General features: G+C 59.0%; 14 protein-coding genes. 8 read left to right on the top strand and 6 right to left on the bottom strand.

All coding sequences use genetic code 11. The features are described 5' to 3' along the window. Positions 1-144 precede the first annotated feature (144 nt). From BFP93_RS15450 to BFP93_RS15440, 3 genes are all read right to left on the bottom strand, one after another. Positions 145-1011, bottom strand: coding sequence for a DUF6279 family lipoprotein (locus BFP93_RS15450; RefSeq protein ID WP_065893759.1), 867 nt, complete (start codon positions 1009-1011; stop codon positions 145-147). 66 nt (positions 1012-1077) lie between these two features. Further along, entirely contained in the window at positions 1078-1800 is a 723-nt protein-coding gene (locus BFP93_RS15445; RefSeq protein ID WP_065893758.1) for a TorF family putative porin, read from the bottom strand. A gap of 207 nt (positions 1801-2007) precedes the next feature. Beyond that, positions 2008-2187, bottom strand: a complete 180-nt coding sequence (locus BFP93_RS15440; RefSeq protein WP_003193095.1) for a hypothetical protein — start codon at positions 2185-2187, stop codon at positions 2008-2010. Positions 2188-2511: 324 nt separating this feature from the next. Here BFP93_RS15440 and BFP93_RS15435 point away from each other — a divergent pair, with 324 nt between their 5' ends. From BFP93_RS15435 to BFP93_RS15425, 3 genes are all read left to right on the top strand, one after another. Continuing rightward, entirely contained in the window at positions 2512-3348 is an 837-nt protein-coding gene (locus BFP93_RS15435) for a CvfB family protein (protein WP_065884480.1), read from the top strand. 52 nt (positions 3349-3400) lie between these two features. Next, positions 3401-3799 (top strand): DUF2177 family protein, encoded by a 399-nt coding sequence (locus BFP93_RS15430; RefSeq protein ID WP_065893757.1) that lies wholly within the window; start codon positions 3401-3403, stop codon positions 3797-3799. Between the two features lie 197 nt (positions 3800-3996). Next, positions 3997-5439, top strand: a complete 1443-nt coding sequence (locus BFP93_RS15425) for an NCS1 family nucleobase:cation symporter-1 (protein ID WP_065893756.1) — start codon at positions 3997-3999, stop codon at positions 5437-5439. On the opposite strand, the gene BFP93_RS15420 is transcribed toward BFP93_RS15425, so the two are convergent. After that, positions 5351-6550, bottom strand: a complete 1200-nt coding sequence (locus BFP93_RS15420; protein WP_065893755.1) for an MFS transporter — start codon at positions 6548-6550, stop codon at positions 5351-5353. The genes BFP93_RS15425 and BFP93_RS15420 overlap by 89 nt on opposite strands. A gap of 104 nt (positions 6551-6654) precedes the next feature. On the opposite strand from BFP93_RS15420, the gene BFP93_RS15415 reads away from it, so the two are divergent. From BFP93_RS15415 to BFP93_RS15410, 3 genes are all read left to right on the top strand, one after another. Further along, positions 6655-7548 (top strand): putrescine utilization regulator PtrR, encoded by an 894-nt coding sequence (locus BFP93_RS15415; RefSeq protein WP_065893754.1) that lies wholly within the window; start codon positions 6655-6657, stop codon positions 7546-7548. A 143-nt stretch (positions 7549-7691) separates the two neighbouring features. Further along, on the top strand, positions 7692-7814 hold the full coding sequence (locus BFP93_RS29275) for a PA1414 family protein (protein WP_017737772.1): 123 nt from the start codon (positions 7692-7694) through the stop codon (positions 7812-7814). A 388-nt stretch (positions 7815-8202) separates the two neighbouring features. Further along, positions 8203-10281, top strand: a complete 2079-nt coding sequence (locus BFP93_RS15410; protein ID WP_065893753.1) for an FAD-dependent oxidoreductase — start codon at positions 8203-8205, stop codon at positions 10279-10281. A 70-nt stretch (positions 10282-10351) separates the two neighbouring features. Here the strand turns inward: BFP93_RS15410 and BFP93_RS15405 are convergent, their stop codons facing one another. Together BFP93_RS15405 and speB are read right to left on the bottom strand one after the other, a co-directional pair. Continuing rightward, on the bottom strand, positions 10352-11734 hold the full coding sequence (locus BFP93_RS15405; RefSeq protein ID WP_065893752.1) for a sodium:solute symporter: 1383 nt from the start codon (positions 11732-11734) through the stop codon (positions 10352-10354). 166 nt (positions 11735-11900) lie between these two features. After that, entirely contained in the window at positions 11901-12851 is a 951-nt protein-coding gene (speB, locus tag BFP93_RS15400) for an agmatinase (protein ID WP_065893751.1), read from the bottom strand. 154 nt (positions 12852-13005) lie between these two features. Between speB and BFP93_RS15395 the strand changes: the two genes are divergently transcribed. Together BFP93_RS15395 and BFP93_RS15390 are read left to right on the top strand one after the other, a co-directional pair. Next, positions 13006-13899, top strand: coding sequence for a LysR family transcriptional regulator (locus tag BFP93_RS15395; protein WP_065893750.1), 894 nt, complete (start codon positions 13006-13008; stop codon positions 13897-13899). Positions 13900-13904: 5 nt separating this feature from the next. Further along, a complete protein-coding gene (locus BFP93_RS15390; protein ID WP_065893749.1) occupies positions 13905-14504 on the top strand; it encodes a tRNA-uridine aminocarboxypropyltransferase in 600 nt (199 codons plus the stop codon). Positions 14505-14668 lie beyond the last annotated feature (164 nt).

Genomic DNA, 14668 nt, shown 5'->3' with positions numbered 1-14668 from the left:
GCCTGAGATCAAAAGCAGATCAAGATCAAGAGCGGCTCGCTTCGCATCGTGGTTACGGTTGGGCGCTGCTGAGTTGTGTAGATACCTATGCCCCGATAGCGGTTTGTCAGGCGCGCTGCTATCGAAAGCACGCCCTTACCCACATCACGCAGAGGCAGCCTTGAGGCATTTGAGGGCCTGAAAATCGCCACGGACTTTGTCGATTTTCTGGCTCAGCTTCATGCGCTGTTGCTCAGTGCTCTGCGCCATCAAATCCACAATCAAACTACGCGCCGCCGCTTCGGTCTGTGCGTAGGCCGCCCGGTACTCGGGGGTCCAAAGACTTTCCCGGTCCACCAGTAACTGCTGCATTTTTTGCGCAAACCCGGGACTGTTGCGTTGCCGCAGCGCCTCGCTGAACTGCGCCTGCCAGTGCGCGCGGTTGCCGATCCACTCGTTGTTCTGATCTCCCAATGCCTCGGACCAGGCCACCACCCGCTGCTGCTGGGTGGCGCTGAGTGGGCCGATCCAGGCGTCCAGACGCTTGCTCATGCGCTCGGCGCGCTCCTTGATCTGCTGGGCCAGCGGCGGCTTGAGGTATTCGTCCTGGCGTTTGCGCAGGTCTTTGGCCAGGGCGTCGTTCATCTCCTTGACCTGCTGATCATCCAGACCTTGCAGCAGGTGCACCGCAGACGGGGTGATTTCACGCGCGATCTCGGCGATAGCCTGTTTGGCTTCGACGGTGCGGGCCTGCAAGGCGGCGTCGGTGACCTGATTGGCGTCGACCATCTGTTGCAGGCGGTCCAGCCAGTCCAGGTAACCCGGCAATTGCGTGGTGCAGTGCCAGGCCAGGTGCTCCTTGAGTTTGTCGTTGAACCAGCTCTTCTGCCCGGCGTTCATGTCCAGGTAGTCGTTGAGGGTCCAGGGGATGATCACGTCAAGATTACGGTAGGCCAGGCCCACGCGATTGCAGCCGGCGAGCACCAGGCTCAGGGTCAGCAATAACACCATAAATTTGAGCCGACGCAACATGGGCAGGTCCTTGCACGGTTGGGGTTAATGCATGTGAACCTGCACAAGGGGCGACAGTTCAGCCCATCAATAAAACGACCGGACAGCCTTCAAGGTCAACAGGCCGTCACATTGCGAATTGTGTCCGGAGTAGGCCGAGCAGTCCCCGCCACTGAGGCTGGAGTCGCTGTAGATCAGGTCCAGGTCGACCCCTTTCCAGGCCCGGGACAGTTGCACTGACCAGTCGCTGAAGCTGCTGATGGCGCCGTTCTCCACCGACACCGGGGTGCCCAGTTGATGGGTGGTGTACTTCACGCTGACGCCGACGCCGAAAGGCTGGGTGCCGCCGAGGTCGGCAAACAGCGTGCTGTCCTGGCGGTCGGGGTCGTTGCTGAAAGACACGCCGAAACGGTTGCCCAGCAGGTTCAGGCCACCATAAAACGCCTGGCTGTCGAGGGGGCTGACCTTGGGATAGCTGTAGTGAATCAAGCCCACTTCGTAGCCCAGGGTCTGGTCGAAGGGATGCTTGAAACCCATATAGGAATCGACTTCAAGGGTGCTGGGCGAGGACAACCCCATGTTCGGTGAAAACTGGCCGAAGTACAGGCCGCTGTCGTGACTCAGGTCCAGCCCGCCATGGAATGCGTCGCTGCCGGGGGAGGTCGGCTTGACCAGGCCCTGAGCCATGGTACGGCTGGGGGTGGTACCCAATTTCAGGTCGAAGTCGCCCAATTCGCGCTGGAAAATCTGCGCTTCGGCGAGCGGACACGCGGCAAGCGCGCTGACCAGTAACATGCAGGATTTGAGCATGCTTCACTCCATGAAAAGCGAGGAGCAGTGACGAAAAAAGATGGGCAGATGCCCGTGCTAGACGTGTGCAAGGATACCGGCGAAAGCTCGCAGGTGAGGCCCGTTCGTCGATTGGGGTGAGGATCAAGGTGTTGCGAAGGTGTTTCGGGCTCTAGTCCTAGCGCCTTGAAGGCAAGACGCTTAGGGACCAGGTGCGTTGCGCGGGTATTACTTTTTGCCCAGGCTGATCTGCTTGGACGGGCCGAAAGTCTGGCCGCTCACGCCCTTGGCAATTTGCTGGATTTCGCCACCGGACTTGAGGAACGCAGCAATCTGGCTGTTGATCGATTCGCTGGTTTCAACGGCGGGAGCTGGCTTTGCTTTGCTGTTGGATGCTTTTACGCGCATGGCGGCCACTAACCTGTAGAAAATTAACTTGGCCAGGCATCGTACAGGAATTACTTGACAATTGCTTGGCAAATATCCCTTGGGAATTAAATGTCGCCTCTGCAAAAGACCGAACTTGATCAACCCAATAACCCGCTAACTGACTGTTTTAACTCGAAAGCTTGAAACGTACCGGTGTTGGCGACGGGTAAAATTCGCAGGATTGATCAGACGAGCGGGGCACTGCCATTGCAGCGCCACGTCGGCCTGCGGATTTTTCAGGCGCGCGCGCGTGTCTGGCTCAACTCGGGTAGAATGCCGCCCACGCAATGAGGGTATCTGGAAATGGCTTTAGTCGGGCGCTACAACAGCTTGCAAGTGGTTAAACACACTAACTTTGGTTTGTACCTGGATGGTGCGCAAGACGGTGAAATCCTCTTGCCTAATCGGTATATCCCCAAGGACATTCCCAGTGAAGATGAAGACTGGCTTAACGTTTTCATTTATCTGGACAGTGATGACAAACTTATCGCCACCACTGAAAAACCCAAAGTTCAAGTGGGCGAATTTGCCAGTTTGAAAGTGGTGGAAGTCAACAGCATCGGCGTGTTCCTCGATTGGGGGCTGCCCAAGGATCTGTTGCTGCCTTACTCGGAAGAAAAGCGTCAGCTGAGCGCCGGTGAATATTGCGTGGTGCATGTCTATCTCGACAAGCACACCCGGCGCATCACCGCCACCGCGCGCCTTGATCGCTACCTGGACAAAACGCCGGCCAATTACCAGGTGGGCCAGGAAGTCGACCTGTTGGTGGCCGAAGCCACGGACATGGGCTTCAAGGCGATCATCAACAACAAACACTGGGGCCTGATCCACAAGAACGAAGTGTTCAAGTTCCTGCGCCCGGGCAAGGAAGAGAAAGGCTTTATCAAAGAGATCCGCGCCGATGGCAACATCAGCCTGAGCCTGCAGCCGGTTGGCCAGGAAGCGGCTTCCAGCCTCAACTCGAAGATCCTCGCCAAATTGCGTGACAACAACGGCACCTTGCCGGTCAGTGATAAAAGCGATCCCGCCGTCATCAGCAACTTGTTCGGTGTGAGCAAAGGCAACTTCAAAAAGGCCATTGGTGCGCTCTACAAGCAGGGGCAGATTGTGATTCATGCCGATCGCATTGAACTAAGCTGAGTGCGGCCGGCTCTGCTGTAGGAGCACGCTTGCTCCTACAGTGGATGGTCAAATGTCGAAGAAAACCTTGTTTGCCTACCTCGGTACGCTGGTCGCCTTCCTGGTGTTGGACGGCCTCTGGCTGGGCGTTCTGATGGGGCCTACCTATAAGAGCCTGCTCGGCTCGCTGATGCTCGATCAGCCCCGGCTGTTGCCCGCCGTCGTGTTCTATCTGCTGTATGTCCTCGGTTGCGTGATATTCGTTGTCTTGCCCAGCGCGAGCTGGCAACGCGCTGCGCGTTTGGGGGCCTTGCTGGGGTTGGTGGCCTATGGCACTTACGACCTGAGCAATTGGGCCACGCTGCAAGGCTGGTCCGCCGGCCTGGCGGTAATGGACATGGCGTGGGGGACTGTGCTCACAGCCATCTGTTGCACAGTCGGCTACCTCTGTGCACAACGAGTGCGCCACTGATTGTGTACAGGATTGTCGTGCACCGTTGTTGCGCATAGCTGTTCTATCTAAACCTTTATAATGTCTTTGGAACGCCGTTCCCTGGGCATTGTGTGCTATTGGCATGCATTCTGCTGACTACCTCGTATACAACCCATACTGCGTACCGTATGCATATCGCTACGGCAACGCAGGGCGATATTACGAGGAGTCCCGCGATGACCGACCAATTGCCCAACGGCTACAGCCCACGGCTGTATAACCAGGACCTGGGCCCACTGCCGCAGAAATGGACCTGGTACAACATCTTCGCCTTCTGGATGAGCGATGTGCACAGCGTCGGCGGCTACGTGTTCGCCGCCAGCCTGTTCGCCCTGGGGCTTGCCAGTTGGCAGGTGTTGATCGCCTTGCTCGCGGGCATTTGCATTGTGCAACTGATCGCCAACCTGGTGGCCAAGCCGAGTCAGCAGGCGGCGGTGCCTTATCCAGTGATTTGCCGCCTGGCATTTGGTGTTTTTGGTGCGAATATTCCTGCGGTGATCCGTGGCCTGATCGCGGTTGCCTGGTATGGCATTCAGACGTACCTGGCGTCGAGTGCCTTGATCATCGTGGTGCTGCGCTTTTTTCCGTCGATGGCTGTGTATGCAGAGCCGCACTTTGCCGGCTTGTCGTACCTGGGCTGGTTCGGCTTTCTTACGTTGTGGGTGCTGCAGGCCGCTGTGTTCTGGGCCGGCATGGAATCCATCCGCCGCTTTATCGACTGGGCCGGCCCGGTGGTGTATGCGGTGATGTTTGCCCTGGCCGGCTGGATTGTGTGGAAAGCGGGTTGGGCAAATATCAGCTTTACCCTGGCGGAAAAGTCGCTGTCGGGCTGGCAGGCGTTCGGCCAGGTGATCGTGGCGACGGCGCTGGTGGTGTCGTACTTCTCCGGACCCACCCTCAATTTTGGCGATTTCAGTCGCTACTGCCGCAGCATGCAGGACGTGCGCCGTGGCAACTTCTGGGGGCTACCGGTGAACTTCCTGGCCTTCTCCCTGGTAACCGTGGTGATCGTCTCGGGCACCCTGCCAGTATTTGGCGAAATGTTGCATGACCCCATCGCCACTGTGTCGCGCATCGACAACAGCATGGCCGTGTTGCTGGGCGCCTTCGCGTTCGTGACCGCCACTATCGGCATCAATATCGTCGCCAACTTTGTCTCGCCTGCGTTCGACTTCGCCAACATTGCGCCGAGCAAAATCAGCTGGCGTGCGGGTGGAATGATCGCCGCCGTGGCGTCGATCTTTATCACGCCGTGGAACCTGTTCAATAACCCGCTGATGATTCACTACACCCTGGATATCCTGGCCGCGTTTATCGGGCCGCTGTTCGGCATCCTGCTGGTGGATTTTTACCTGGTCAAAAAGCAGCAGATCGACGTGGATGCGCTGTTCGATGACAGTCCGAACGGACGCTATTACTTCGACGGCGGGGTGAACTGGACGGCGGTCAAGGCCTTGGTACCGGCGACGCTGGTGGGCGTCGCCATCACCTTCACGCCGGCGTTGCAAGGCATGGCCAATTTCGCCTGGTTTACCGGCTGCTTCCTGGGAGGGCTGTTTTTTCTGCTACTGGCACGGCGTGAGCAGGTGCGCTTGCCGACCCCTCTGGTCGCTGGCTGAGCACGACACCGCCGGCCACCAACAGACCGCAACCGGCAATCACCAGTGCCGGTTGCAGGCCGCCGCTCAAGTGGCTGCTCACCGAGGCCAGCAGCGGCCCGCTCAATTGGCCGATGGCAAAGCTGGCCGTCAACAGGCCGGTGTTGCGCTGGTAGCCGTGGGGCGCTATCTCGCGCAGGCGCGCCATGACCAATTGCATGCACGCCAGAAACGGTGCGCCGCACAGCAATACTCCCAGCGCCAGGCCCCAGGTATTGCCCAGCAGGCACGTGAATACGCCGGCCGCCTGCAGCCACAGCGTGGTCATCAGCCAGCGCCGGGTGGTGTTCGGGGCCTTGCGGCGCAGGCTGGCTATCACCACGCCCATCGCTGCGGCCAGGCCAAAGCACGGCCAGAACAAGTCGGCCTGCCAGGCGCCCTTGAACTGCGCACTGGCCATCTGCGACAGGAAGGTCGCTGGAATGATGTAGCCCAGGCCGAACAGGAAGTAGATCCAGCCCAAGTGCGCGATGCTGCCGTTATTACCCGCGTTGGAGGCGGGCGCAGCCAGCGTGGTCGGCGTTGGCAGGAATGGCAGGATGGCCAGCAGCATCACCAGTGCCACCGCGCCATACACCAACCACAGCGTTGCGGAGCTTTGCCCCAACAGGTTGGACCCCAGCGCCAGCAGTCCGGTGAGCACAATGCCCAAGCCAGGTCCTGCGAACACCAGCGCTCCCAGGCGTGGCCTGCCGGCGGCAATCGCCAGCGGCTGGCTCAGGCTGGTAATCATCACCAGGGCCCAGGCGCTGGCGACACCGGTGCCGAAACGCAGCAGCAGATGAGGCCAGAAGCCGTGGGCCCAACAGGACGCCAGGGTCAGCAGCACGCAGAGCCACAACCCGCCGTACAAGCGCCCTTTAATGTGGTGATGACTGCGGGCGAAAATCGAGTCCACCGCACCGACGAAATAACCCAGGTAATTGGCGGCCGCGATCAACCCGGCGCCGGTCAGGTCGATCTGACCTTCGCTGAGCAAATGCGGCATCTGCGGAGTCAGGGCAAAGCGGCCGATGCCCATGGCCATCATCAGGGCGACAAAGCTGGCGGTTAAGCGAATCAGCGGTGACATGTGCACGTGTCCTGCGAGAAAGCGAAGACCGTCAGGCTAAAGCGGATTGACTTTCTGTAAAAATGAATAATAGTGAGTAACTTGTTCAGTTTTGGAGAAAGGCTATGGAGTTCAGTCAACTGCGCATCTTCCAGGCGGTAGCGGAAGAGGGCTCCATCACCCGCGCCGCCGAGCGCCTGCACCGTGTGCCGTCGAACCTGTCGACCCGGCTCAAGCAAATGGAAGAACAGCTTGGCGTCGAGCTGTTTGTGCGTGAACGCCAGCGTTTGCAGCTTTCTCCTGCGGGTAAAGTGCTGCTGGACTACAGCACCCGTCTACTGGCCCTGCACGATGAAGCTCATGGCGCCGTGCAGGGCGGGCAACCGGCGGGTGATTTTGTCCTCGGCAGCATGTACAGCACGGCGGCGATTCACTTGCCCACGCTATTGGCGCGTTATCACAAGGCCTACCCGATGGTGAATTTGCAGGTGCAATCCGCGCCGAGCGGCGAACTGCTCGAAGGCTTGATCACCGGGCGGCTGGATGCGGCGCTGGTGGATGGTCCATTGACGATTGCCACGCTGGACGGCGTGCCGCTGTGCGAAGAGCGCCTGGTGATCATTTGCGAGGCCGATCACCCGCCGGTGCGCGGCCCCCAGGACGTGGCCGGCCGCTCGGTTTTCACGTTCCGCCGCAGTTGCGCCTATCGCACCCGCCTGGAGACCTGGTTTTCCCACGAGCGCGTGGCCATGGGCCGCGCCATCGAGATCGAGTCCTACCAGGGCATGCTGGCTTGTGTGATCGCCGGCTCAGGCGTGGCGTTGATGTCTGAATCCATGCTCGAGAGCCTGCCGGGCAAGGACAGTGTGTCCGTTCATCCGCTGACTGGGCCTTTTGCCACTGCCACCACCTGGTTGATGTGGCGAAAGGGTATGCTCGGCGCTAACCTCAATGCATGGATCGAGCTGCAGCAGGCGAGCCAGGCAGAGAGCGTGCAAGACAGGCGCGAGATTGCTTGAACGAATCGACAGGATCCTGATCCATTCAGTAATAGTTCGTTGTGGTTTCGCGCAAGCAATACATAGGACTTAGGGCTACTATCAGTGTAGGAAAGGGCGACAAGACAGGCGTCTACCCGCATTACCCTCAAAGGGGGCAAATCATGAAAGAGAAAATTCAAACCTGGCTCCATGACCTTGGCGTTGCGCTGGGCTTGATCGAGCCTCCACTGCAGCCGGTGCCGATTCGTACCGATGACGAGCAACGCCGCCCACGTCGGCGTTGATCCCCAGCCAACCCGGTATTCGTGTGGGAGCGGGCTTGTTCGCGATGCGGTGAGTCAGTCGATAAGTAGTTGACTGGTTTACTGCATTCGCGAGCAGGTTCGCTCCCATATTTCGTTTGTGACAGGCACGAAGATCGGTTAAAGCGCCTTGCCTCTCTCGCCTTCAAATGTCGGAATTGGGCTACTCGCTCGTCAGAATTGGCTGGCTTATTCATTTTAAAAGATGAGCGTAGGTTGAATTCCGTTACGGAATTTCATCGGTTGTTGCAATTCTTTGTGGAAAGGTCAAACAAAACCCAGGAATAGAGAACGGCCGCTTCCGTAACTCCAAACTTTATAAAACCTCTCTTCGGGGCATTACTAAGTCAGAGTTATTGGAGACTAAGCCATGACGCGCTTTCCCGTTCCGCCCGTCGCCGCATCCTTGATCGCCACAACCGACAGCATTTTACATATCGCGCCGGTTTCCAGGGGCTGGAAAGCTGATGCTCCGGACAACATCGTGTTTCTCTCCCCGACAATAACCAAGCAGGCGTTGCTCACCCAGATCGGGCTTTTGCGTCCAGCAACAATCGTTGTTGGGGACCAAGCCATGGATGCAGACGTCATAGACCTCTGGCGTTCAGCCCACCCATTTGGAAACCTGCATCTGATTCGCAGGGGGACGAGCCTCGATAAGGTTCGACTGGACCTGTGCGCATCCAAAGGGATTCAAGTGGTCAATACGCCCGGTGTGAACGCGCCGCATGTCGCTGCTTATATTGCGCGCTGGCTGACATTGGCCGATGGCTCGATACCCCGTGACATCTGCGTGCTGGGATATGGCAATGTCGGTCAGGAACTTGTCACGTTACTCCTTGATCGAGACCCGGATGTTCGAATTAAGGTGTTAAGCCGCTGCCCTTCGGCACTTGGCAGAAAAGTCTCCCAAAACAGCCGGGTGTCATTTGTAGTCGACTGGTTCGAGGCGATGAAGGGGGCCCGTGCAGTCGCTCTGTGTTTATCTCTGACTAAGGACTCCACCCGTCGTATTGACCGTGCCCTTATTCAATGTCTGCACAAACAGGCTCGCGTTGTTTGCGTCGCCAAACCGGACGTGTTCAGCGATGACGCTTTGCAGGCCCTGGCGCGAGCCGAGGGCATCCAGCTTGTATTGGACTATGGGCTCGTCACATTGGACGCGTTTCGAATGCGCGCGCAAAAGCTCGGCTGTAGTGTCTCCACGTGGCGCAAACCGGCGACGCTGACGGCGCAGGCGGCAACTGCAGAAGCCTGCCAGTGCGATCTCGACTATGCCGTCGCAATCCAATTGAGCTTGACGGCTTTGCACGGTCTTGCCAGGCGCAAAGTTGTACAGTCATTGGCGATTCCCGTTCAGCAGATAGAGGCCGATGCGCCACGCGTGTCGATCATCGGCAGAGGGATCAACGGCCTTTTTCAAGCCGTGATGTTTCGCCTGGCCAATTATCAAGTCGACGTATACGGCCGCAACCGGCAGAGCGATGGCGCCAGCCACAAGCAGGTGAACATGCGTCACCTGTCAGCGACGGAGACGACGGCAAAGCCGCTCCATAATCAGTACCTGCTCTGCGGAAATCAGCATTTGGCCGTTGAATGCAACCGAGCAGGCATTGAATTGTTTGAAAAACTTCTGGCTGACAACCCGTCGCTGGCACCCTTTGCGCACGCGCGGATTGTAAGAGCCTATATAGGCGATACCACTGATGTAGAAGGCGCGATACGCGAACAGCGCGATATCGAACGCCGTCCTTGGCCGAGCGGCAAGCCAGGAGGTGAAGTTGCAGAGATCAGTCATACGCAAATCCAGGCAAGTTACGGCGTTCATGGTGTCGGCCGGGCTATAGAAGTATCCGGCTACGAGGTGGCATTCGACGATCTGATTCTGGAGTTGGAGAGGCTTTTGCAACGTGCGGGGGTTCAGTTTCGGTCCAGGCTTTTGACGTTGGAACACATTTGTGAACTGAGCAAAGATCACTTCGTTGTCACTGCCATGGGCGTAGAGGAACCCAACGTGATCGCGATCATCGGTTGGTTTTTCAAACTGCCCGCGATTGGACATGAAGGTGCCGAAATGCGCGGGCTCAAGTTGCAGTACGATCTACCCGTCGGTGTCATGAATTGCCGCCTGGACGGGGATTGCATTCTTGTCTCCGGCGGGCAGGTTCCGCCTGGATCAACGCTTGAATATAAAGAGCAAGTACTCGCGGCGTGCCTTGCTGCTATTTCTCGGCATTTTCCACAGTCTTACCGCAGAGCCGTCGAAAAGAGTGACCTGCAAATAATCGAATGTGCGAGGCCGGGTACTTCAGATGGGCTTTCGATCGTTTATTGGTCCGCCTACCATCAAATCGCGGCCGGAGGCACATATGCCGGAGGCACTACCCAGGGATTGGTGTGGGCCTCTTTGGTTCAGGAGATCATCCTGGCCAGAACGTCTGACCATTGAGGGACAAAAAAACGGGTGTGACATTCGCCGTCGCACCCGCTGAAGAAACCGCTCTAAAGCCCGGACGGGGTCAAGCCACGCCTGCCACCACGGCGCCCGGTTTACGCGACACCACACTCACCAGCACAAAACTCACCGACGCGGCCGCGAGGCTGTAATAAATCGGCGTGTTTGCATCCAGCCCATCCTTGAACATGAATACCAGCGCGGTCAGGAACCCCAGGCCCATCGACGTAATCGCCCCTGCGGTGGTCGCGCGTTTCCAGAAGATTGCTCCGATCAGCGGGATCAGCATGCCGCCCACCAGCAGGTTATAGGCCAGGGTCAGGGCGCTGATCACATCGTTCACCACCAGTGCGATGCCGATCACGGCGATGCCGGTCAGCAAGGTGAACAAGCGGTTGACGCCCAGGCTCGACTGCTTGCCGCTGCGCAACCGTGGCAACAAGTCTTCGGTCAGCACGGTGGAGGCGGCGAGCAAGCCGGCGCTGGCCGTGGACATCATGGCCGCCAGGGCTGCGGCAATCACCAGGCCGCGAATGCCGTCCGGCAGTGAGGCTTTGACGATGGCCGCGAACGCGTTGTTGGCGTTATCCAGTTCCGGGATCAGCACATGCGCCGCCATGCCGATCAATGCGCATGCCAGTCCATAAACAATGCAATAGAACCCGGCGAAGGTGCCCGCGTACCGCGCAACTTTTTCGTCGCGGGCGGTGAATACGCGCTGCCAGATATCCTGGCCGATCAGGATGCCGAAGAAGTAGATCATGAAGTAGGTAATGATCGTGTCCCAGCCGATCGCGGTGAAGCTCAAACTCGATGCCGGCAGCCTGGCCACCAGTTCATCCCAGCCGCCGACGCGGTACAGGCAGATCGGCAACAGAATGAACATCAGTCCAACCGTCTTGATCACGAACTGCACGATATCGGTCAGGGTCAGCGACCACATGCCGCCGATGGTCGAATACACCACCACCACGCCACCGCCCAGCAGCACCGAGATCCAGAACGGCAGGCCGAACAACACTTGCAGCACAGTGCCGATGGCCAGGATCGAGGTCACTGCGATCATCAGTGCGTAAGCCAGCATGATCACTGCGCTGGCCTGGCGAGCCATGGGGTTGTAGCGTTTCTCCAGGATCTGGGTGACGGTGAAGATTTTCAGCTTCAACAGCGGCCTGGCCAGGAACAGGTTCAGCACAATGATCCCCGCGCCCAGTGCGGCGCACAGCCAGAAACCGGAAATACCGTACACATAACCCAGGCGCACAGTGCCGACGGTGGAGGCGCCGCCCAATACCGTGGCGGCCATGGTGCCCATATACAGCGATGGCCCCAGGTTGCGCCCGGCCACCAGATAGTCTTCATGGGTCTTGGCGCGGCGCATGCCGTAGTAGCCGAGCACCAGCATGCCGGCGGCGTAGATGAGGACGACAAATAGATCCAAAGCCATGACGGTGATTCTCCGATTATATTTTTTATGGACGATCAGGCGGCAGTCGGCTCGGCAAGCGCGCGAGCCAAGGTCAGGTACATCGGTGATTGGGGACCTTGGAAGCCCCCGGGTTTTTCAGAGTGCGGGCATGCTTTTTATTCTGTTCAAGGCGTGTACGCGCGGATCAGCGATGCGTCACGCCGGGTAATACACAGAGCATTTCATACAGCAGGTTGGCACCCAGCAGCGAGGTGTTGCCGGTGGTGTCATAGGGCGGCGAAACTTCCACCAGATCACAACCAATCAGGTCCAGGCCCTGGCAGCCACGAATGATCTCGATCGCCTGGATGGTGGTCAGCCCGCCGATTTCCGGCGTGCCGGTGCCTGGTGCCCAGGCCGGGTCGATGCCATCGATGTCGAAGCTCAGGTACACCGGGCCGCCGCCGACCTTTTCGCGCACTTCGGCCATCAACGGCGCGAGCGAGTGATGCCAGCATTCTTCGGCCTGGACCACGCGGAAGCCCTGCTTGCGGCTCCAGTTGAAGTCTTCAGCGGTGTAGCCCTGGGCGCGCAGGCCGATCTGCACCACGCGGTCGCAGTCGAGCAAACCCTCTTCCACGGCGCGGCGGAAGGTAGTGCCGTGGGCGATTTTCTCGCCGAACATATGGTCGTTGACGTCGGCGTGGGCGTCGATGTGCACCAGCCCGACCTTGCCGTGTTTCTTGTGAATCGCCCGCAGGATCGGCAGGGTGATGGTGTGATCGCCGCCCAGGGTCAGGGGGATGACGGCGTGCTCGAGGATTTCATCGTAGGCGTGTTCGATGATGCGCACGGCGTCGAGGAGATTGAAGGTATTGATCGCCACGTCGCCGATATCCGCAACCGACAGCGAATCGAACGGCGCAGCGCCGGTGGCCATGTTGTACGGGCGGATCATCACCGATTCGGCGCGAATTTCCCGAGGCCCGAAGCGGGTGCCGGCGCGCAGCGAGGTGCCGATGTCCAGGGGCACGCCGATGAAGGCCGCGTCCAGGCCCTCGGCCGTTTGCAGGTGGGGCAGGCGCATCATGGTGGCGATGCCGGCGAAGCGCGGCATTTCGTTGCCGCCCAGTGGTTGGTGGAAAATCTTGTCCACGGGATTGCCTCATCGTTGTTGTGTTTATCAGGAGGCCGATTCTGTAAAAAGCGGGGGCAGGGAAGAATCGGCAGAGGCAAATACTTAGTTCAGATTTTTCTAAACTAACGCCTGGGGTAAACTCGGTTCAAATGAGAGAGCCCACGGAGATTTGATGGCCAACGCCTTGCCCGACCTGAAACTGCTGCGCATCTTCGTCAGCGTCGTGCGACATCAGGGGTTCGCTAACGCGCAGCACGCACTCAATCTGTCGACGTCAGCCATCAGCACCTATATGAGTCAGCTGGAATCGGCGTTGGGCCTGGTGCTGTGCCATCGTGGGCGCGGCGGTTTCAGCCTGACCAGCAAGGGCGAGCTGTTTTATCAGGAGACCTTGCGTTTACTGGGCGAACTGGAAAGCTTCGAACAATATGCCGCCGCGTTGAAAGGCGAATTGCGCGGCACCCTCAAGCTTGGCGTGCTCGACTCCACGGTCAGCGACAAAGCGCTGCCGTTCGCTGAGGTGATCGGTGCCTACAGCCTCGAACACCCGGCAGTCCATTTGCATCTGTCGGTCATGAGTCCTTATGAACTGCAACTGGGGGTACAGGACAATCGCCTGGATCTGGCCATCGGCGCGTTTTCCAACCGCATGAGCGGGCTGATCTACATGCCGCTGTACCGGGAGCAGCACTGGCTGTATTGCAGCACCCGGCACCCGTTGTTCAACGAGCGGCGTATCCCCGAGCAGGTCATCACCCAGCAACGTATGGTCGGGCGTGGTTACTGGAGCCAGGCCGAACTCGCGCGCCATGGCTTCAAGCACAGCGCGGCCACCGTGGAAAGCATGGAGGCGCAGCTGATTTTGGTGTTGTCCGGCGCCTATATCGGCTACCTGCCCGAGCACTACGCCCAGGCCTGGGCCGACAAGGGCGACCTGCGCGTACTGCTGCCGGCCACCTTCGGCTACCAGGCGCCGTTTTCGATGATCATGCGCCGGGGGCGAGGCCGCGAGCCGCTGATCCAGACTTTCCGCGATTTACTTAAAGCCCAGCTCAACCAGGCCTGAAAAGCATGTCCAGACCCCAGTGTTCCCATTGTCTCAGGCCCGTCAGCCACTGCCTGTGCCCGCTGATTCCGCGTCTCGACAGTCGCACCCGTGTGTTACTGCTGCAGCATCCGAGCGAGGTCAACCACGCGCTTAATACCGCGCGGCTGGCGGCGTTGGGGTTGAACAATGCGCAGTTGGTGGTGGGAGAGGTGTTCGATGACCTGGCGACCCTGTTGAACCCGCCCGGCTATCAGGCGCGGCTGTTGTTTCCGGCCGATGATGCCCAACCCCTGCAAGCCTACGCACAAGACGATCAGCCGCTGTTGCTGGTGGTGCCTGACGGCACCTGGCGCAAGGCGCGCAAGTTGCTGCACCTCAACCCGTTGCTGGCGGCCTTGCCTCGGGTCACGCTGGCCGATGGCGGTGTCTCCCGGTATCGCTTGCGCAAGGCGCCGGGACCTGGCGCCTTGTCGACGGTCGAAGCGATTGCGCAGGCGTTGCAGGTACTGGAGGCGCCGGCATCGTTCGAGACGTTGCTCAAACCTTTTGAAGCGTTGATCGAGGGGCAGATTGCGGCGATGGGGGAAGAGGTTTTTCAGAGAAATCATGGTGGTGGGGATTAGGGACAGGCGGGGTATCGCGGTGCGGCTATCGGGACATAGGTATCTACACAACTCTGTAGCGCCCAACCGTAACCGTAACCACGATGCGAAGCGAGTCGCTCTTGATCTTGATCTGCTTTTGATCTTGATCTCAGGCGCCCCGTTAAACCACGCTGGCCGAACGC

The sequence above is a fragment of the Pseudomonas sp. 44 R 15 genome (assembly GCF_900004965.1).
Taxonomy (GTDB): Bacteria; Pseudomonadota; Gammaproteobacteria; order Pseudomonadales; family Pseudomonadaceae; genus Aquipseudomonas; species Aquipseudomonas orientalis_A.
Note: the sequence above shows the minus strand (reverse complement) of the source record. Positions and strands in the feature narration are given on the sequence as shown.

Excerpts from the sequence above, each read along its gene's own strand:
- BFP93_RS15450 (WP_065893759.1), bottom strand. The coding sequence starts at position 1,011 with ATGTTGCGTCGGCTCAAATTTATGGTGTTATTGCTGACCCTGAGCCTG.
- BFP93_RS15445 (WP_065893758.1), bottom strand. The coding sequence starts at position 1,800 with ATGCTCAAATCCTGCATGTTACTGGTCAGCGCGCTTGCCGCGTGTCCG.
- BFP93_RS15440 (WP_003193095.1), bottom strand. The coding sequence starts at position 2,187 with ATGCGCGTAAAAGCATCCAACAGCAAAGCAAAGCCAGCTCCCGCCGTT.
- BFP93_RS15435 (WP_065884480.1), top strand. The coding sequence starts at position 2,512 with ATGGCTTTAGTCGGGCGCTACAACAGCTTGCAAGTGGTTAAACACACT.
- BFP93_RS15430 (WP_065893757.1), top strand. The coding sequence starts at position 3,401 with ATGTCGAAGAAAACCTTGTTTGCCTACCTCGGTACGCTGGTCGCCTTC.
- BFP93_RS15425 (WP_065893756.1), top strand. The coding sequence starts at position 3,997 with ATGACCGACCAATTGCCCAACGGCTACAGCCCACGGCTGTATAACCAG.
- BFP93_RS15420 (WP_065893755.1), bottom strand. The coding sequence starts at position 6,550 with ATGTCACCGCTGATTCGCTTAACCGCCAGCTTTGTCGCCCTGATGATG.
- BFP93_RS15415 (WP_065893754.1), top strand. The coding sequence starts at position 6,655 with ATGGAGTTCAGTCAACTGCGCATCTTCCAGGCGGTAGCGGAAGAGGGC.
- BFP93_RS29275 (WP_017737772.1), top strand. The coding sequence starts at position 7,692 with ATGAAAGAGAAAATTCAAACCTGGCTCCATGACCTTGGCGTTGCGCTG.
- BFP93_RS15410 (WP_065893753.1), top strand. The coding sequence starts at position 8,203 with ATGACGCGCTTTCCCGTTCCGCCCGTCGCCGCATCCTTGATCGCCACA.
- BFP93_RS15405 (WP_065893752.1), bottom strand. The coding sequence starts at position 11,734 with ATGGCTTTGGATCTATTTGTCGTCCTCATCTACGCCGCCGGCATGCTG.
- BFP93_RS15395 (WP_065893750.1), top strand. The coding sequence starts at position 13,006 with ATGGCCAACGCCTTGCCCGACCTGAAACTGCTGCGCATCTTCGTCAGC.
- BFP93_RS15390 (WP_065893749.1), top strand. The coding sequence starts at position 13,905 with ATGTCCAGACCCCAGTGTTCCCATTGTCTCAGGCCCGTCAGCCACTGC.